A 17,629-nucleotide genomic window follows, 5' to 3' on the forward strand; every position below is an offset into this window, starting at 1 on the left:
GCAGCGCCGCAGTCGGCGCGCAGCATCTATCAGACTTCGCGCCTGCGATCACCCCGGCGCGCCGCTGAATTGCACCCGCCGGTCATTCCGTCACCGTCCGGCCGAGCTTGATGCCGAGCTTCTTGATGCGATGCCATAGGCTCCGTTCGGCGATCCCCAGAAGGCGCGCCGCCTTGACCTGCACGCCGTCGCTGCGGCGTAGGGCTTCCAGGATGAATTCGCGTTCCATTCGCTCCAGCTCGGCATCGAGGTCGCGCGGCAGTGCGTCGCGACCATTGCGACGCGGGTTGTCGAACAGGTCGCGCGGTAGGTCAGGTATGTCGATCGTCGCACTTTTGGCGACGATCACGGCGCGCTCGATGCAGTTGTGCAGTTCGCGGATGTTACCCGGCCAGTTATGTCCCACCATCGCTGCGAGCGCGGCCGGTGAGAAGCCCGTGACGTGCTTGCCGATGGCATCGGATAGCTCATCCAGGAAATGGCTCGCCAGCAGCGGTATATCCTCCGGTCGTTCGCGCAAAGCGGGCAGCTGGATCGGGAATACGTTGAGACGATAGAACAGGTCTTCACGGAAGCGCCCTTCCGCCACGGCCTGCCGCATGTCCTTGTGGGTCGCTGCAATCAGCCGGACATCGACATTCTGGCTACGGTCGGCGCCGATCGCTTCGAAGCTGCGTTCCTGGACCGCGCGCAGGAGCTTTGCCTGGATCGCGACAGGCATGTCGCCGATCTCGTCGAGGAACAAGGTGCCACCATCGGCTGCGGCAAAGCGGCCGATGCGGGCGGAGACCGCACCGGTGAAGGCTCCCTTTACATGCCCGAAGAGCTCGCTTTCGAGCAGCGCTTCGGGAATGGCGGCGCAGTTGACGGCAACAAAGGGCCTGTTGCGGCGCGGGCTGTTGAAGTGGATCGCGCGGGCGACGAGTTCCTTGCCGGTGCCGCTCTCGCCATTCAGCATCACGGTGGCGCGCGTCTCGCAGACCTCCGTCACCTGCTCGATCACGCGGCGGAAGGCTGGACTGTTACCGATCAACGTATCGAAGCTGTAGCGCCCTTCCAGTTCGCGGCGCAGGCGCTCATTGTCGCGCACCACATCGGCGAGGCGCAGCGCACGCCGGATCGTAGTCGCGACATCCTCCATCTCGAAGGGCTTGGCGATATAGTCGAAGGCGCCTTCCTTCACGAGCTCGACGGCGTCGCGGACGGTAGCGAAGGCAGTCAGCACGACGACGGGCTTCTCCGGCCAGCGACTGCGCACCTCGCGCAGCAGGGCCCGCCCGTCCATGACGGGCAAGCGCAGATCCGTCAGCACCAGATCGAAATGGGCTTGGCCGAGCTCGAGCAGAGCGGCTTGCGAGCTCGTCACCGCCGTAGCGCGATAGCCAAGATCCTCCAATGCCAGTGCCAGCACGTCGGCCAAGCGTTCCTCGTCATCGACGACCAAGATGTTCTGGGTCATGGCGCCCTACCGGGCTGCACACGGGGAAACGTCATCGTGAAGGCGGCGCCCTGTCCCTCCTGGCTGTCGCAAACAGCCCGGCCGCCATGAGCCTCGGCCACGCCCTGGACCTTGGCAAGCCCCAGACCGGTGCCCTTCGCCTTGGTGGTAAAGAACGGATTGAATATCTCCGCGCGGATGGCCTCGGGCACGCCAGCTCCCTGATCGCGAATGATCAGCGAAACGGTCGCCTCATCGCCAGTCACGGTCGCGGTGACGACGCCGCCCGCGGGCATGGCGTCCATGGCGTTCAGAACCAGATTGAGGCAGGCCTGATGGAGCTGGTCGGCGTCCCCCTCGATCATGGCGCCAGCCGTCCCGTCCTCCACCACCAGCGACAGTTTGCGCATGGCCAGCTCCGGCGCCGCGAGGGCGGCGACGCGATCAATCACGTTGCGCAGCGGGAAGACATTCATCACGGGCGCTTTCGGCTGCGCGAAGTCGAGAAAGTCGCGGATCAGCGTCTCGATGCGTCGGACCTCGTCGATGACATAGCCCAGCATCTTGCTCTCGGCGGCGCCGAGCTTGGCACGGTTGCGCACCACTTCCGTCGAGGTCTTGATGATGCCCAGCGGGTTGCGCACCTCGTGCGCGATGACCATCGCGGCCTGGCCCAGCGTCGAAAGGCGATCGCGGCGGCGTAGCTCGTGCTCCAGTTCCTGCAGCTTGCCGAGTTGCTCGGCCATGCCGTTGAACCCCGTCGCAAGTTGCGCAATCTCGCGCCCGCCACTGGCCGGAACGCGCTGGCCGAAATCGCCGGCGGCGATTGCCTGCACGCCGCGGGTCAGGGCACGCAACGGTCGTACCAGAATTGCCGACATGAAGATGCCGACGAGGATCGAAATGATGCTGCCGAGCAGGAATATCCCGAGAAACAGGCGTCCCTGACGAAGTTGCTCGAAGAAGCCGGCCTCGCTGCGCAACCCGATGAAGCTGATGGCCGCGAGCTTGCCGTCGATACCGCGGAAGCTCCCGTAGACAGCGCGATAGTTGCCGCCATCGGCCGCCGGCTCGAAAATCTGCTCTGCCCCGGACGCAAGGCGCGCGCGGATTTCATCGGGCACCGGGTTAAGCCGATCAGGATGAGTTTGCAGCACGGGCTCGAGCTGCCCGCCGAAATCGGCGAACAGGCGCACGTCGAGCGAGGTCACGACCTTGATGCCGCCGAGATAGCTCTCGTCGAGCCAGGTCCCGACCAGGATATTGGTCTGCCGGCCATTGATTTGAAAGGTCTGCACGGCGCCCGCCATGATCCAGCGCCGGCCCTCTGCCTCGATCCGGAAAAGCCCCTGGCCGGTCTCGGCCGGAAGCGGGCCGATGCTGGTGAAATCACGGGTCTTGAACAGCGTCGTTCCATCGGGCCGATAGATCGCGATCAGGTCGTAGCCGACGGAGTTCAGCACCGCGAATTCGCGCGCGGCGACATGCTGCATCTTCTGGTCGTCGGGCGCCTGCTCCAGCCGGTGGCCGATGACGCTCGCGACGCGCAGCGCCTCCTGCTGGGCCTCGGCGATCTCGAGCGAGAAGAAGCGCGAGGTCTCACCGAGCCACTGCTCGACGTTGTCCTCGAACGTATTCGAGATCAGCCGGGCGGCGATATAGGCCGAGGCCAGCATCGCCGGAACGCTGACCAGCATGAAGCCGATCACCAGCCTGAGCCTGAGCGTGGTCATCCTCAAGGACATGCCGACTTCTTGTACCCTCTCTTCCGATGGCGGGTCATTCGCCGCGCATGGCTGCCCCGTCTCAGGGTTGCCGTGACCAGGTGTCGTCGTCGCAGATCAGCCCGCCGAGGACGCAACCGCGGACGACCAGGCTTTGCGGCGACGTCAGCGCGAGCGTCGTACGATAGACCTTGCCGTCGCTCGGATTATAGCCGTCGCCGGCAAGCGCACCTCCTGCATCGGGCTTGAAGCCCATCAGGACCTGGAGACCGAGCAGAGAGCGCGTGCGCAGCTTCGCATCTGGATTGTAGATGTCGAAGCGCTCCTGCTTCAGCCAGACGATCTTACCGCACAGAGCGGCTCCGCAGCGGCTGATCGCGATCTCCGACTCGCCGTCGGAATCCCGCCAGCGACCGATGATGTCGCTCATCGTGTCGGAGCGACCGGGCAAGGGAGCGGCCAGATTTGCGACGAGCCCCAATACCAGGACAAAGCCAGTCCTACGCATCGTCATTGCCGCCTCCGAGCAGGACGACGCCTGCGATGATCAGTGCGATGCCACCTGCACGAATGGGATCGACCCGTTCGCCGAAGACGATCCAGGCCAGCAACGGCACCGTGATATAGACCAGCCCCGTCATCGGGAAGGCGCGGCTGAGCGGCATGTCGCGCAGGATCGCCATCCAGGCGACGAAGATGCCGACATAGCCGAGAATGGCGAGCCAGACGCCGGGGTGCGCGACCGCACGCGCCAGCATGGCCGGGCCGAAATCCAGATCGCCCAGACTGTCAGCGCCCCATTTGAAGGCGAGCTGCGTGCCGGTGTCGAGCGCGATGAAGGCGATCCAGATCAGGGCCTGCCGCATGCGCGAGACGGGCGTGACTGCGGGGACGTCGCTCATGCGGCATTCTTTCGGGCAAGCCCGGCGAGATCGGGGTCAAAGCGTTCGAAGCCAAGCCAGGGGCTGAGCGAGCGCAAGGCCCATTGCAGTGGCGTGAGGCGATGGCGGACATGCAGGGTCGAGGGTACGAGCCGGCTGCCGAAACGCAGCTTGGCGGCATAGGCGGTCTGGCCACTCTGGAGCTGCCCGATTCGGCGCTCCAGGCAGAAGCGGACATTCGCCATCCAGCTCACCGCATAGAGATTGTGCTGCCGCGCCAACGGATAACGCATGCCGAGGAACTTATCGATGACACGGTCGGCCTCGACGAGCAGCAGATTGAAGGCGGCGAGCTCGGTCCCCACCCAGTAGAGCGCGAACACCGCCCGCTCGCCGAGCGCCCGCGAGATTGCGGCGAAATAGCCCGGCGGCAGCAGTTCGAGGTCGCCATAGTCGAGCCCGCTCTGCGTGCGCGTCTCCTCATAGAGACCGGCAATCTCCTGCTCCAGCCCGGAGATGTCGCTGCGAAACTCGACTCGGACCTGCCCCGCCCTGGCGAGCTTTCGCCGGATGTCCTTGCGGGTTGCCGCCGAGAGCGAGGCGAGATAGGCGGCTTCATCGGCGAAGGGTAGGTCCAGAATCGCGATCGGCAGGCTGCCAAGCCGCGCGAAGCCGGCGCCGTTCAGCGCTGCGCCGAAACCGCTTTCCTCCACCGGTGCGAGATCCTTCCAGACGACGAGATGGACACCCTCTGCCACGGCCTGCCGATCGATCGTCGCCGCAAGCGCTTCGAACGCCGCGCGGCGGCCGGCCGCGTCCAGCCGGGGTGCAAAGCCGAGATGGCAGCGCTCTGCGTAGGGCGAACCGATGCAGAGCGCCTTCAACGTGACCAGGCCCGGCATGCGGCGAAACAGGGCATCTCCTATCGCACGCATGCGCCCCTGCAAGGGGGTGTCCAGTCGGTAGTTCAGCCGGAAGAAGGGCGCGACGGCCAGAACCCCGGCCGCATCGGCGACGCAAGCGGCCGCCATACGCAGGCCGACCCCGGTCTCCGCCGCCGCGGCCTCACAGGCACGATAATAGGCATGGCATTCGACCTCGGCAGGCAGGCAGGCATCCCAGGCAGTCGAATCCACCTCCGCGATGCTCGTGACGAGCCGCCCTTCGAGCTTTGTCATTCGGCCGCCACGGCGCGCAGCGTCGCCGCCTCCGCGTCGGGCGCGCCAGCCTTGGCGAGCCGCGCCGCCAGCGCCAGCGAACGCTCGATGACGATGTGGTGTTGCTGGTCGATGGTGACGAGGTGGTAGCTATCGTCGAGGATCAGGGCGTCGACGAGTCCCCCGAGCTTGCGCTGGAGATAGAAGGCATTGGACAAGCTGGCGATGTCGTCCTCGCGCGGATGAACCAGCAAGGCCGGGCATTTCACGGTGGGCAGCTCTCGGCGCGTGACGGCGATGAGATCCCACATGCGCTTCAATGAGCCCGAAGGCGTACCCAGCAGCCCGGCTTGTGAACTATCGCCGCCCATCATCGAGGCGACGACGATGGCGCGGGTACGCTCGTCCTTGATCCCGTAGGGCGAGCGTTCCATGAAGCGATAGCGGCGGCCGAAGGGGGTGTTGATCAGCCATTTCAGCAGGAAGGCGTAACGCGGAATCGACCAGCCATCATACCAGAGTGTCGGCGCATAAAGCGCGAGACCATCTACGGATTCGGGGCGTTTGGCAGCGATATGTATGGCCAACACCGCGCCTAGCGACAGGCCTCCGACGATCACGGAGTCGCAGATGGACTGCATCCGGTCGAGCTCGGCCTCGACGCTGGCAGCCCAATCCCGCCAGCCGGTCGCGAGCAGCTCGGCCTCGCCGGCGCAATGACCGGCCAATTGCGGGCAGTGAACGGTATGGCCGGCCCGATTCAATGCCCGGGCGACGAGCCGAAGCTCGACCGGCGTGCCACCGAGGCCATGAATCAGGAGGAAGCCGGTGCTGCCGCCCGCATACCGAAGGCTGAAATCACGCGACATTGTTCGTCTCATTCATCAGGTTGTGCGAGCGACGATCATCACGCCGCAAGTGATGAGGAAGGCGCCGAGCCACTGGCGATGACCGACGCGTTCGTTGAGCAACAGGGCGCTGGCGAAAGCGATCGCCAGGAAGTTGAGGCTGGCGATCGGAAAGGCGACGGAAAGCGGCACCTCGGAGAGGATGCGTAGCCAGATGAAGATCTCGGCGACGTAGATCAGGATTCCGGCCGTGACCCAGCTCGAACGCGCCAGCGACCCGGCAAGTTCGCGGATACTCCCGCCCTCGGGAAGCTGGTCGGCGCCGCGCTTCAGACAAAGCTGGCCACCGACATCGCAGGCGATGGACAGTGCGAACCAGAGGACGAGGGCGAGCGTCACGGCAGAACCCGTTGAAAGCAGTCGATGAGGCGCGAATTGACACGAGCGTTGACCGCGAGCTCGTGAAGCGCAGGCCTGCGGCGTGGCGGGTGATCGAAGAAGGCGAGCGTCGCCCTGAACGGATCGGAGAACTGGGGATTTGACCAGTCGCCGCAGACATCGACGCCGATGATCCGCCGCTCGGCGGCAAGTCTTTTCACCGCGGCAAGAAGATGGCCCAGAGGCAACTCGCCCTGGTCCCAGTTCGTGCAGGCATCGGTGTGGCCCAGGACGTCTTTGTCTATTGTGAGCCAGATGGCTGAGTTCGGAAGCTCTGCGACGAGATCGTCCAGAAAATCCGCCCAGTCTTCGTCTGCGAGGTTACGCCACCGGAGAAAGGAGCCTTCCTGCGTGAAGCTGGCAGCCTTGCCGTAGCGTCCCCACACGCGGGAGGGAGCGTGGCGCCAGGGATAGAGCACGATGCGCCCATCGACGACGGCTTTGAGATTGGCGAACTGCCATTCGGGGCGCACGAGATCGTTGCTGCACGGCCCGATGGTGACGACCTTGCGGACATGCGGCAGCTCCAGCGCCCGGTTGACCCAGGCGCCGCAATTGACCGTTGCCGGAAAGCGCACCCAGTCGGGGTGGTTGTCGAAATGGACGATGGTCAGGGGCTCGTCGACCGCCGCGACGAGGGCTGTCGTCAGGTGATGGAAATCCCCCGAACCGTAGAAGGTGACCGGCGTGCCCTCGCCGCCTGCCGCGTCTCGCAACCGCGAGGCGAGATCCTGCAAGGCCGACCGGCTCGCGACGATGCGCAGACGAGCGGCCAGGTCGGCAGCATCGATGCGGGTCGCAATCCCCGCATCGATCCGCTCCCTGAGCGGCGCCTGCGCCGTCAGGCTGCCGTCGAAATCGATCACCTGCATGCGCAACGTCGTGGACCTGCTCAGGCGGCCGAGACGCGGGCGAAGAGCTGGTCGAGCAGCGCGATCGCCAGGTCGATCTCGGCGTAGCTCATGGTCAGGGCGGGCGCGAGGGTGATGACGTTCTTGTAGTAGCCGCCGATATCGAGCACGAGCCCGTAACGCTTGCCGGCGATTTCGAGATCGGCCTTCATGCCTTCGTCGCACATCAGGTCGACGAGTCGCTTCGACGGCGTGTAGCTGTCATGCGGCTCGCAGATTTCGATGCGGAGTGCCATGCCGAGGCCATCGACCTCGCCGACGATCTTGTGGCGGCGCTTGAGTTCCTGGAGGCCGGCAAGGAAATGCTTGCCCTTGGCCATGACCATGGTCTCGTAGTCTTCCTCCTCCATCATCTTCATCGCTTCCAGCGCGACGGCGGTGCCGAGCGGGTTGGCGTTGAAGGTCGAGTGGGTGGAGCCCGGCGGGAAGACCGTCGGGTTGATCAGCTCTTCCTTGGCCCAGATGCCGGAAAGCGGGTTCAGGCCGTTGGTCACCGCCTTGCCGAAGACGATCACGTCCGGCTGCACGCCGAAATGCTCGATCGACCAGAGCTTGCCCGTCCGGTAGAAGCCCATCTGGATCTCGTCGACGACCAGCAGGATGCCGTGGTCGTCGAGGACTTTCTTCAGACCGGTGAAGAAATTCGGCGGCGGGATGACGTAGCCGCCCGTGCCCTGCAAGGGCTCGACATAGAAGGCGGCGTATTCGGCCTCGCCGACCTTGGGATCCCAGACACCGTTATATTCGCTCTCGAAGAGCCGGGCGAATTGCTGCACGCAATGCTCGCCGTACTCTTCCTTGCTCATGCCCTTGGGGCCGCGGAAGTGGTAGGGGAACGGGATGAAATGGGCGCGCTCGCCGAAATGGCCGAAGCGGCGGCGATAGCGATAGGAAGAGGTGATGGCGGAGGCGCCGAGCGTGCGCCCGTGATAGCCGCCCTCGAAGGCGAACATCAGGCTCTTGCCGCCCTTGGCGTTGCGCACGAGCTTCAGCGAATCCTCGACCGCCTGTGCGCCGCCGACATTGAAGTGAACGCGGCCCTTGGCGCCGAACTTGCGCTGCGCATCCTTGGCGATCATCGCCGCGAGCTCGATCTTCTCGCGATGGAGATACTGGCTGGCGACCTGCGGCAGCGTATCGATCTGGCGCTTCAGGGCGTTGTTGAGGCGCGGGTTGGCGTAGCCGAAATTGACCGCCGAGTACCACATCTGCAGATCGAGGAAGCGGTTGCCGGCCGCGTCGAGCATGAAAGAGCCCTCACAGCCCGAGAAGATCTTCGGGAACTGCGTGTAGTGGACAGTGTCGCCATGCGAACAATACTCGGCCTCCAGCGCGAGCAGGCGCGCCTCTTCGGCCGCAAGGCCGGCAAGGTTCACCGAGGCAGCAGCCGCCAAGCGGTCCTGCTTAAGAACGCCGTCATCCATCGATCTTGTCCTTGAGGTGGTGGCTCGTAGCGGCCGGGACGACGCCCGTCAGCATCTCCTCCAGGAGACGCGCCGCATCGGCGAGCTGGGAAAAGGCGTGATGATCCACACCCGCCTGGACGCAATGCGCGACCAGGCCGTTCTTGGCGAAGACGAGATCGGCCCGCTCCGCGATGCAGAAATCCGAGCGGCCATCACCGACCAGGATGGTCGCGGGCCGGCCGAGGCTGCGCGCCACGCCGCATTTGCAGGTGCCGCTGGCGCAACTGCCGTCACGGGCCGCATGCGGCGAGGTCAGGCGCCAGCGATCCCCGCCGATTGGCTCGATATGGTTGGCGATGACCGGAAGCTCGGTCAGGCCGGCCCGACGGAGCAGGGTCCGGATCGTACGATCGAGACCGTCGGAGACCACCGTGACCGGGACACCATGGCGCATGCAGGTGCGGACAAAGGCGACGAAGCCCCAGTCGATCTCGAAACTCTCGACGAACGTGTCGAGCACGTCGGGCGAAACATGCAGCAGCGCGATCTGGCGCTCCATGCATTCGCGCGAACCGATCCGGCCCGCGACCCAATCCGCCTCCAGCGCTTCCCAACCCGGCTCAGCAAAACGCTCGAGGATCCGATCGGTCGTGTCTTCCAGAGAGATGGTGCCGTCAAAATCGACGATGGCCTGCCACTGCATCGAACCTGGACCCCTGTCATCCGCAAGCTTCCGCAAGTGTCGTGCCAGCTCATATGCAGCTGATATTTATATCTATTTTTGTTTTTCGTCGCCGTTTTCCAAACGCACGAACTGGAGCTTGCTCCAAATTTTGATGCTTCCGACCCCCAACTCGGCTCCGGGCGGTACCTCCTTCCAGACCCTTTTTAAGTTGCGGACAGGCTTGGAGGCGGGGCTTCATCGGCGTCCTTTCCGTAAGGGGGAAGGGATACGCCCGATTCTCGGATCAGGGCCCGGCCGGTCGGGGCGTACGATCTCGGGCGTGGCCTGGCCGGTGGACCTCGGCGAGGTCGAGCTACAAATTTGGATGCTTCTGACATGAAATGTCGCCTCCTCGGCAGGTCGGAGGCTCCGCCGTAGAGGTGAAGATTTCCGCCGTTTTCGGCCCACCCGGGCGAAAACGGCAGAGGTGCGCCCGGCAGCTGCGCCTCCTGCGTCGATGTTCTCGAGAGCGGCAGATTGGCACGGAATCTGCTCGGGCCCTGCGATCAATCACGCGGCAAGGTTCCTGCTGGCCCCGGGCCTCGACAGGTGATGCAGCGTCTTGCCGGATCGATCGGAAATATCGGGGCACGCGAAAAGGGCGTGGATACGGGAATGGATATTGTTCAATCGGTCAGAGAGATCGTAGCGCAACAACTCAGTCGCGACGTGTCTGAAATCGGAGACGAAACTAATCTCGAGGAATCCGGATACGATTCTCTCGACGTCTTGGAGACAATTTTCGCAATCGAAGAGAAGTTCAATATCCGGGTTCCCGTCGATGCGAACGACCCGGCTGTCAAAAGCCTGAAGACGGTCGGAGATATCATCGGGTTGGTCGAGCAAGCCCTCCTCAAGCGCATGCCGGCATGAGACGGGTCGCCATCACCGGGCTTGGCGCGGTTTCGCCGGCTGGATTGACCGCCGCAGCGACGTGGCAACGTGTCCTCGCCGGCCAGACGGCCATCGGGCCGCTGCGGCTCCCGCGGATGGAGGATGTCACATGTCCGGTTGCGGCGCAGGCTCACGCTTTCGATCCCGATGCGCATTTCAGCGCGAAGCGTCAAACCTCCCTCGACCGCGTCTCGCAATTCGCGATCGTCGCGGCAAGGGAAGCGGTCGCCGATGCGGGCTTCCTGCCCAAAGACCCCGACCTGGCGAAGGCGGATGTCGTGATCGGCATCGGTGTCGGCGGCATGAACACGCTGGATGACAGCTTCCACCGGATCTATGGCGAGCGCGGGCGTGGGGTTCATCCGCTTACCATCCCGAAACTGATGACCAATGCTCCGGCAAGCCAGATCTCGATGGATCTCGGCCTGCACGGCAACACCTTCGCGGTGGCAAGCGCCTGTGCTTCAGGATCCCATGCGATCGGGCTGGCCTTTCGTGCCATTGCCCACGGCGATTGCGATATTGCGCTGGCGGGTGGTTCGGAAGCTTGCATCACGAACGGCACGCTGGTCGGCTGGAGCGCCCTGCGGATCCTGTCACGGGATACCTGTCGCCCCTTCGCCCGCAACCGGAACGGCCTGGTGCTCGGCGAGGGCAGCGCCATCCTCGTCCTTGAGGAATGGGAACGAGCAGTCGCCCGCAATGCCCGCATCTATGCCGAGCTCGTGGGGTTCGGTGCGAATGCCGATGCCGGCGACCTGACTTCTCCCGATCAGGCGGGCGCCGAAGCGGCCATGCGGCGCGCCATGGCGAGCGCGAGCCTCACCCCCAGCGCGATCGACTACGTCAATGCACATGGCACCGGAACGTTGATGAACGATATCGTCGAGAGCAGGGCCATTCGCGCGGTCTTCGCGGCGGATCGCCTGCCGCTGGTATCCTCGATCAAGGGGGTCCTTGGCCATTGCCTGGGCGCTGCCGGCGCGCTCGAAGCGCTGGCGACCACGCTGGCGCTGTATCATCAGCTGGTCCCTCCCACGGCCAATTGCACGGAACCGGACGAGGAGTGCGGCCTCGATGTCGTAGCTGATGGCGCGCGGACTGCGAGCTTGCGGCACGCGCTGTCGAATTCATTCGCCTTTGGCGGTCTCAACGCCGTGCTGGCCTTCAGCGCTTGGGACCCGGTTAAGAGCCATGGCGGGTAGCTGCGGGAATCCTGCGATCCATCAAACATGACGCTCGAACTTGGCTCGGCGCCGTATTGCTGCTTGTCCATCACCCAACGTGGATGTTTACCGTTGTACGATGCAGCGTCGGCCGAGGCGCTCAGTGTATAAGGGAATACACCCAAATAGTGATGGCTTCGTCATGCTTGCTCCATGGGCAATTTACCTCTCAATCCGAGGCAAGGTCGCGGCCCAACGGCTGTGTATCGGCATATGGCGCTCTAATCGTATGACTGCGCTACTGTTCTGGAAGCGATTATTTCAGTAGCTCATGGATCTGTCTGGGAATCCCCTAAGCGGATCTTTGCCCTGTCCGAGCTGGGTTGTTTGCTGACATTGAACGGCGGCCTGGAAGCGGACATCCGGAGCAAGGCGATGCTTCGCTCCAAATCGACCCCGAGCGAGGCTATCGATATCGGAGCGCCGCTGAGACGGTTCGCGAACACTCAGCGATCTTTGCTGCTTGCTACCGAGCCCTTCGCGCTTTGAAATACGCATCGGCTACGATTAAGAGATATCGTCGGATTTCGACATTTCCTCAGTTACAAATCCAGACGAAATCGCGCTCTCGATAAAGCTCTGTACGATCGGAAGAGTGCCGGCCTTGGCGATGGGAACCGCCATCGCTTGCCTGATCTCCATGAATGGTTCCTCGATCAGCCGCGCGCCGGGATTCCGTGCGACGAACACTTCAGCCGGCTGGCGGATTCCGGCCCCTGCCTCCAGGCCTTGCGAGAGAAAGTGAGGTAGGGCTTCGGCCGAGGTCGGCACGCGCACAAGCTCGGCATGCTTCAGGGTCCGCGTGAGGTGCAGATCGTAGGCAGCTCCGCGTCCGACAGAAATCCGTACGCCCGGCTGATCGACATCCTCGACGCGCGAAAGCGACGACGACGCGGCAACCACGAACTCCCCCTCGATCGTGAGATACGGTTCGGTGAAGGCAATCTCGGCGGTGCGCTTTGGATCGATGGCGAGGAATGCCACATCCCAGATGTCGCCCGCCGCCGCGTCGACAACCTTGCCCGCGCCGTCGAACGGAACGAGATCAAGCGTCAGGCCTTGTTGATCAGCCAGAGCCCGTGCAAGCGCCACTGTGACCCCGGTCAGCGTTCCGTCCGGGTTTCGCTGCGCAAGAGCCGGATTGCCCAGATTGATGGCGGCTCGCAGCCTGCCGTTTTTAGTCAGCATGTCCGTCTCCGCCCGTTCACCGTCACGAAGGCTGCAAACCGCTCATCATTGGAGCTTTCTCGAGCGCAGCATCGGTTAGATGGAGCTGCATCCGATCGGCCGCTCCCGTCCTGTCTCCGGCCATCAGCAACTCGATGATTCCAAGGTGTTCGAGACAGACGCGGCGAACACGTTCGCGATCGAGCGGGCGGCCATATTCCATGAGCCGCCGCAACTGGTTGAGGCGCGCCAGCGTCTGCACGAAGAACCGGTTTCCTGACATCGCCGCGATACCCTCGTGGAAAGACGAGTTGATCTCGAAAAGCTCGATCTGACCGAGCCGCTCGTAACCCTCCTCGAGAACGAAGGTTTGCTGGTCGCGCAGCGAGCGCAGCCGGGCGATGTCGGGCGCGAACTCGGGAGATCGCATCGCCGTCGGCTCCATCATCTGGCGAAAACGATAGTTCTCACGATAGGCGTCGAGGGTGTCGATCAGGGGCTGGAATTCCCACCCGCGTCCTTGCCGGCGCTCGACCCAGCCCTCCGACGCCATCCTCGCCAGGATGTGGCGCAGTCGTGCCCGGGAAAGGTCGTATCGCCGAATGAGCTCATTCTCGCTCACCACGTCAGGAAGCCTGTGGTTCAAGCGATCCATTGCGATCGCGAGATAGGTGGCGGCCTCGTCCTCACCCGGCTCAGCTTCTCCCTCAGGAGACTCCTTCTGGAAGGAAAGATTCCTCAGGAAAAAGCCCTTGTTCGGCCGGTGCTCCAGAACACCGGCCTCGGCCAGATGAGCCATTGCGGCGCGGATCGGCGTCCGCGAAGCCCCCAGCACAGGCTGCAACGAGTCCTCGGTGAGATGATGGCCGTTCTGCCAGCCCGACGACCGCGCATGCGACAAGATCTGGTTGGCCAGCTTGAGCTGCAGCGGAGTCGGCTGTTGTGACATTTCAGGTCCCATTCGACGCCGGAATGGCTACCTCACCTTGCATCAAACGCCTAGCTGTTCGGAACAGGACGGCGCTGTCCGCGGTCCACAGGCCCTCGGTCTGACGCACGATGGCACCAACGGAAACCAGGCCGGACGGATTCGCGACGCGCACTTCACCAGCGGCATTGGCCGGCTTCGAGAGACGATTGGGGATCGTGCCGGCGATCTGCGTCGCCACCCCGAGATTAAGGCCGCCCGTGCCGGGAATGGCCTTGTGCGCGCGTTGCATCGAAATCATGCGCGTCGCGATATCGAACTGATCGGGCGTGAAGGTTTCTCCGTCGAGGGCCTTGAACGCCGCCGGAGCGGAGACCAGCGCGATGCGCGGCGTCTGAAGGCCGATCGCCTCGGGCGTCGTGCCAAGGCCGGCGAGAACGCCGGCCCGGCGGCGAAGGGCCTCCAGCTTGTCCATGGCGCCCGGCCTCGCTTCGACCTGATCCGGAGTTTCCGCGCCGGTCAGGCCGAAGGCCGCCGCATCGACATAGGCGATCAGCGACGTCGCATCGACAATGGAAACCTCGAAGCGACCATCCGCACCGAGGTCGATGCTGTCGACGGCATGTCCGGTTGGCAGCAGTTTTCCGGTCACGGCCCCATCCGGATCGAGAAAGTCCAGGCGGATCCTCGCCCCCGGCGTCGCAACGCCCGCAATAGTGTAGTCTCCCTGGGTTTCGGCCTTGCCGTCCCTCACCTGGAAGCGGGAATGGATCAGCTTCCGGGTGTTGGTCTGGTGGATGCGGACCAGCACCTCTCCGTCCGTTGCGGGCACAAACCCTTCATCGACGGCGAAATGGCCGACCGCGGAAGACAGATTGCCGCAATTGTTGGTCCAGTCGGCGACCGCCTGATCCACTGCGATCTGGATGAAGGTGTAGTCGACATCCGCGTCCGGATGCGTCGACGGGCCGATGATCACGGCCTTCGACAGCGAGGAGATGCCGCCACCCATGCCGTCGAGCTGCCGGCCGTAGGGGTCCGGGCTGCCCAGAGCGGCGACGAGCATCCTGCTGACGGCGTCGCGATCCCGCGGCAGAACCTTAGCGTTGAAGAACACGCCCTTGCTCGTGCCGCCGCGGTAGAAGACCGCGGGAATGAATTCCTGGCTCATGCAGTCCTCGCGATCGATGCGCTTTTGCTCATATAGCCCCGCCAGACAAAGGGCAGAATGCCGCCATGGCGCCAGTAGGTGATGTCCTCCGGGGTATCGAGACGGATGATCAGGGGAATGTCGAGTGTTTCGCCACTGCTACGGGTCACCCGGCAGATCACGTTGTCGCGCACAGCGAAATCGCGATCGAGGCCGGCGATATCGTAGGTTTCGGTGCCATCGAGATCGAGTGTTTCGACGACCGTCCCATCCGCGAACTGCAGCGGCAACACGCCCATGCCGACCAGGTTGGTTCGATGGATGCGCTCGAAGCCTTCCGCGATCACGGCCTTGACGCCAAGCAGAGCCACGCCTTTGGCGGCCCAGTCGCGCGAGGACCCGCAGCCATAGTTCCTGCCGGCGATCACGACGAGCGGCGTGCCACGCTCCAGATAGGCCTGGGCTGCCTCGAATATCCGCATCTGCTCTCCATCCGGCATGACCCTGGTGAAGCCGCCTTCGACGCCGGGCACGATGCGGTTGCGCAGGCGGATATTCGCGAAGGTGGCGCGAACGGCGACCTCGTGATTGGCCCGGCGGGTGGTGTAGTTGTTGAAGTCCGCCTTCTTCACGCCATGGGATAGCAGCAGATCCGCGGATGGCGTGCCGAGGCTGATCGCACCGGATGGCGAAATGTCGTCTGTGGTGATCGAGTCGCCTAGGATAACCAGCGGCCGGGCACCGTGGATGTTGAATGCCCGAGCAGGCTCCGGCGACAGGTCGTCGAAATATGGCGGCTGGCGCACATAGGTGCTGCCCTGCTGCCACGGGAACAGTGCGGAAGGCTTGGTCGCGAGCCTGTCCCAAGGCTCGCCGCCGTCGAAAAGATCGGCGTATTTCTCGGCGAAAACCTCAGGCGTGTAGGCCGTCGCAACCAGCGCGTCGATTTCCGCGAAGGAAGGCCAGATGTCGGCGAGATGCACGTCCTTGCCGTCCGCCGCAGTTCCGATCGGCTCCCGGGTCACGTCAATCATCATCGACCCGGCAATGGCGTAGGCAACGACCAGGGCGGGCGATGCCAGGTAGGCGGCGCGGACATTCGGATGGATACGCCCCTGGAAGTTCCGGTTGCCTGAGAGGACTGCCGTTGCCAGGATTCCGTTGCCTTCGATCGCGTCGGCGATCGGTTGCAGGAGCGGCCCGGATCCCCCATTGCACGTGGTGCAGCCGAAGCCGACGACCTGGAAACCCAGTTCATCGAGATCTCGTTGCAGTCCGCAGCGCTCCAGGATTTCAGCCACAACGTGGCTCCCGGGAGCGAGCGAGGTCTTCACCCAGGGCTTCGACTTCAGCCCCAGGCGCGCAGCATTGCGGGCGACCAGTCCCGCGGCAATCATGCCGACGGGGTTCGAGGTGTTGGTGCAACTGGTGATGGCAGCGATCGCCACATCACCGTCACGGATCGAGAAATCACTTTCCGCGACCGCGTGACTTCGGCGTGATGGCTGCCGGCCAGCTATCTCCCTGCAATGTGAGGCGAATGCCGTCGCCGCGTTGGCAAGGTCGAACCGATCCTCGGGGTTCTTGGGGCCCGCCATCGACGGGCGAACATCGGCAAGGTCGATCGCGACGACGAGGTCGAAGGCCGGTGCCTGGGTATTTTCGTCCCGCCACAGCTTTTGGGCGCGGGCATAGGCCTCGATCAGCGCGATCTGCTCAGCCGGCCGGGCCGTCATTTCCAGAAAGTCGATCGAGCGCTGATCGATCGGAAAATAGACGGCGGTGGCTCCGTACTCCGGCGCCATGTTCGCGATGGTTCCGCGGTCGGCCACCGAGAGCTGCTGCAACCCGGGCCCGAAGAACTCGACGAACTCGCCAACAACGCCGACCTTGCGCAGGCGCTCGGTGATGGTCAGCACCAGGTCGGTCGGCATCACGCCTTCGCGCAGCCGGCCTTTGACCTCGACGCCGATGACGCGCGGCAGCGCCATGGCGATGCCCTTGCCGAGCATCACGGCCTCGGCCTCGATGCCGCCGACGCCCCAGCCGAGGATGCCGAGGCCATTGATCATCGGGGTATGGCTATCCGTTCCGACGCAGGTATCGGGCGACGCCACTTGCATGCCCTTCAATTCCTCACGCCAAACGACCTGCCCGATCTTCTCGATATGGATCTGGTGCATGATGCCCTTGCCCGGCGGGACCACGCGCACGCCGTCGAAGCTTTCCGAGCACCAGCGCAGGAAGGCGAACCGCTCGGCATTGCGACGGTATTCCATCTCCAGGTTGAGGCGGGGAGCGTCACGTGTGCCGAAGAAATCGACCTGAAGCGAGTGGTCGATGACGATGTCTACGGGCACCGCGGGGTTGACGACCCCCGGATCCTTACCTGCAGCCGCAAGAGCATCCCGTAGCCCGGCCATATCGACCAGCATCACTTTCGCAAGGATGTCCTGACCGTAGATGCGCGTGGGCTTGAATGTCAGCGCTGCTCCAACTTCGCGCTGCAGGACAGCCTGAATCTGCGCGTCGTTCTCCACGCCCTCGAAGAACTGTTGTCTCAGCAGGTTCTCGAGCACGATCCGCAATGAAAACGGCAACCGTTCGATGCCGGGATAGCGAACGATCGGCACATAGCGCGCCCGGCCGACCTCGGCCCCCAATGCGGCCAGCGTGGCTCTTTCCAACATGACGCTCCTCCGTAAACCTGCGCAGATATTATATCTTGCATATCCAA

General features: G+C 63.9%; 16 protein-coding genes. 2 read left to right on the forward strand and 14 right to left on the reverse strand.

Features of this window, described 5'->3' with window-relative positions; all coding sequences use genetic code 11:
• Positions 1-82: 82 nt before the first annotated feature.
• From J0I42_RS06240 to J0I42_RS06285, 10 genes are all read right to left on the reverse strand, one after another.
• Complete coding sequence (locus J0I42_RS06240; protein ID WP_291653840.1) at positions 83-1,459, reverse strand: sigma-54-dependent transcriptional regulator; 1,377 nt, start codon at positions 1,457-1,459, stop codon at positions 83-85.
• On the reverse strand, positions 1,456-3,183 hold the full coding sequence (locus J0I42_RS06245) for a sensor histidine kinase (protein ID WP_291653842.1): 1,728 nt from the start codon (positions 3,181-3,183) through the stop codon (positions 1,456-1,458). Before J0I42_RS06245 ends, J0I42_RS06240 begins: the two co-directional genes overlap by 4 nt.
• Positions 3,184-3,244: 61 nt before the next feature.
• A complete protein-coding gene (locus J0I42_RS06250) occupies positions 3,245-3,676 on the reverse strand; it encodes a DUF2147 domain-containing protein (protein WP_291653844.1) in 432 nt (143 codons plus the stop codon).
• Positions 3,663-4,064, reverse strand: coding sequence for a DMT family transporter (locus J0I42_RS06255; protein WP_291653845.1), 402 nt, complete (start codon positions 4,062-4,064; stop codon positions 3,663-3,665). Before J0I42_RS06255 ends, J0I42_RS06250 begins: the two co-directional genes overlap by 14 nt.
• On the reverse strand, positions 4,061-5,221 hold the full coding sequence (locus tag J0I42_RS06260) for a GNAT family N-acetyltransferase (RefSeq protein ID WP_291653846.1): 1,161 nt from the start codon (positions 5,219-5,221) through the stop codon (positions 4,061-4,063). Before J0I42_RS06260 ends, J0I42_RS06255 begins: the two co-directional genes overlap by 4 nt.
• The gene (locus J0I42_RS06265; RefSeq protein WP_291653847.1) at positions 5,218-6,069 is read right to left on the reverse strand and encodes an alpha/beta hydrolase; all 852 of its coding nucleotides are present in this window, start codon (positions 6,067-6,069) and stop codon (positions 5,218-5,220) included. The genes J0I42_RS06260 and J0I42_RS06265 overlap by 4 nt, the downstream gene beginning before the upstream one ends.
• Positions 6,070-6,084: 15 nt before the next feature.
• Complete coding sequence (locus J0I42_RS06270; protein WP_291653849.1) at positions 6,085-6,447, reverse strand: EamA family transporter; 363 nt, start codon at positions 6,445-6,447, stop codon at positions 6,085-6,087.
• Positions 6,444-7,358: an arginase family protein gene (locus tag J0I42_RS06275; protein WP_291653851.1), complete on the reverse strand. Its 915-nt coding sequence runs from the start codon at positions 7,356-7,358 to the stop codon at positions 6,444-6,446. Before J0I42_RS06275 ends, J0I42_RS06270 begins: the two co-directional genes overlap by 4 nt.
• A gap of 20 nt (positions 7,359-7,378) precedes the next feature.
• Positions 7,379-8,821 carry an aspartate aminotransferase family protein gene (locus J0I42_RS06280; RefSeq protein WP_291653853.1) on the reverse strand — a complete coding sequence of 481 codons (1,443 nt, stop codon included), beginning with the start codon at positions 8,819-8,821 and terminating at the stop codon, positions 7,379-7,381.
• Positions 8,814-9,506, reverse strand: a complete 693-nt coding sequence (locus J0I42_RS06285) for an MtnX-like HAD-IB family phosphatase (RefSeq protein ID WP_291653855.1) — start codon at positions 9,504-9,506, stop codon at positions 8,814-8,816. Before J0I42_RS06285 ends, J0I42_RS06280 begins: the two co-directional genes overlap by 8 nt.
• A 573-nt stretch (positions 9,507-10,079) precedes the next feature.
• Between J0I42_RS06285 and J0I42_RS06290 the strand changes: the two genes are divergently transcribed.
• Both J0I42_RS06290 and J0I42_RS06295 read left to right on the forward strand, forming a co-directional pair.
• Positions 10,080-10,400: an acyl carrier protein gene (locus tag J0I42_RS06290; protein WP_291653857.1), complete on the forward strand. Its 321-nt coding sequence runs from the start codon at positions 10,080-10,082 to the stop codon at positions 10,398-10,400.
• Positions 10,397-11,626, forward strand: coding sequence for a beta-ketoacyl-[acyl-carrier-protein] synthase family protein (locus tag J0I42_RS06295; protein ID WP_291653858.1), 1,230 nt, complete (start codon positions 10,397-10,399; stop codon positions 11,624-11,626). Before J0I42_RS06290 ends, J0I42_RS06295 begins: the two co-directional genes overlap by 4 nt.
• A gap of 528 nt (positions 11,627-12,154) precedes the next feature.
• Here J0I42_RS06295 and J0I42_RS06300 read toward each other — a convergent pair.
• From J0I42_RS06300 to acnA, 4 genes are read right to left on the reverse strand one after another with little or no spacing between them, the layout of a single operon-like run.
• The gene (locus J0I42_RS06300; protein WP_291653860.1) at positions 12,155-12,835 is read right to left on the reverse strand and encodes a transporter substrate-binding domain-containing protein; all 681 of its coding nucleotides are present in this window, start codon (positions 12,833-12,835) and stop codon (positions 12,155-12,157) included.
• A gap of 22 nt (positions 12,836-12,857) precedes the next feature.
• Complete coding sequence (locus J0I42_RS06305; protein ID WP_291653862.1) at positions 12,858-13,763, reverse strand: GntR family transcriptional regulator; 906 nt, start codon at positions 13,761-13,763, stop codon at positions 12,858-12,860.
• A gap of 1 nt (position 13,764) precedes the next feature.
• Positions 13,765-14,913, reverse strand: a complete 1,149-nt coding sequence (locus J0I42_RS06310) for a 2-methylaconitate cis-trans isomerase PrpF family protein (protein WP_291653864.1) — start codon at positions 14,911-14,913, stop codon at positions 13,765-13,767.
• A complete protein-coding gene (gene acnA, locus J0I42_RS06315) occupies positions 14,910-17,579 on the reverse strand; it encodes an aconitate hydratase AcnA (RefSeq protein WP_291653866.1) in 2,670 nt (889 codons plus the stop codon). Before acnA ends, J0I42_RS06310 begins: the two co-directional genes overlap by 4 nt.
• Positions 17,580-17,629: the final 50 nt, after the last annotated feature.

Source organism: Allobosea sp. (genome assembly GCF_017308015.1).
Taxonomy (GTDB): Bacteria; Pseudomonadota; Alphaproteobacteria; order Rhizobiales; family Beijerinckiaceae; genus Allobosea.

Excerpts from the sequence above, each read along its gene's own strand:
- J0I42_RS06240 (WP_291653840.1), bottom strand. The coding sequence starts at position 1,459 with ATGACCCAGAACATCTTGGTCGTCGATGACGAGGAACGCTTGGCCGAC.
- J0I42_RS06245 (WP_291653842.1), bottom strand. The coding sequence starts at position 3,183 with ATGTCCTTGAGGATGACCACGCTCAGGCTCAGGCTGGTGATCGGCTTC.
- J0I42_RS06250 (WP_291653844.1), bottom strand. The coding sequence starts at position 3,676 with ATGACGATGCGTAGGACTGGCTTTGTCCTGGTATTGGGGCTCGTCGCA.
- J0I42_RS06255 (WP_291653845.1), bottom strand. The coding sequence starts at position 4,064 with ATGAGCGACGTCCCCGCAGTCACGCCCGTCTCGCGCATGCGGCAGGCC.
- J0I42_RS06260 (WP_291653846.1), bottom strand. The coding sequence starts at position 5,221 with ATGACAAAGCTCGAAGGGCGGCTCGTCACGAGCATCGCGGAGGTGGAT.
- J0I42_RS06265 (WP_291653847.1), bottom strand. The coding sequence starts at position 6,069 with ATGTCGCGTGATTTCAGCCTTCGGTATGCGGGCGGCAGCACCGGCTTC.
- J0I42_RS06275 (WP_291653851.1), bottom strand. The coding sequence starts at position 7,358 with ATGCAGGTGATCGATTTCGACGGCAGCCTGACGGCGCAGGCGCCGCTC.
- J0I42_RS06280 (WP_291653853.1), bottom strand. The coding sequence starts at position 8,821 with ATGGATGACGGCGTTCTTAAGCAGGACCGCTTGGCGGCTGCTGCCTCG.
- J0I42_RS06285 (WP_291653855.1), bottom strand. The coding sequence starts at position 9,506 with ATGCAGTGGCAGGCCATCGTCGATTTTGACGGCACCATCTCTCTGGAA.
- J0I42_RS06290 (WP_291653857.1), top strand. The coding sequence starts at position 10,080 with ATGCAGCGTCTTGCCGGATCGATCGGAAATATCGGGGCACGCGAAAAG.
- J0I42_RS06295 (WP_291653858.1), top strand. The coding sequence starts at position 10,397 with ATGAGACGGGTCGCCATCACCGGGCTTGGCGCGGTTTCGCCGGCTGGA.
- J0I42_RS06300 (WP_291653860.1), bottom strand. The coding sequence starts at position 12,835 with ATGCTGACTAAAAACGGCAGGCTGCGAGCCGCCATCAATCTGGGCAAT.
- J0I42_RS06305 (WP_291653862.1), bottom strand. The coding sequence starts at position 13,763 with ATGTCACAACAGCCGACTCCGCTGCAGCTCAAGCTGGCCAACCAGATC.
- J0I42_RS06310 (WP_291653864.1), bottom strand. The coding sequence starts at position 14,913 with ATGAGCCAGGAATTCATTCCCGCGGTCTTCTACCGCGGCGGCACGAGC.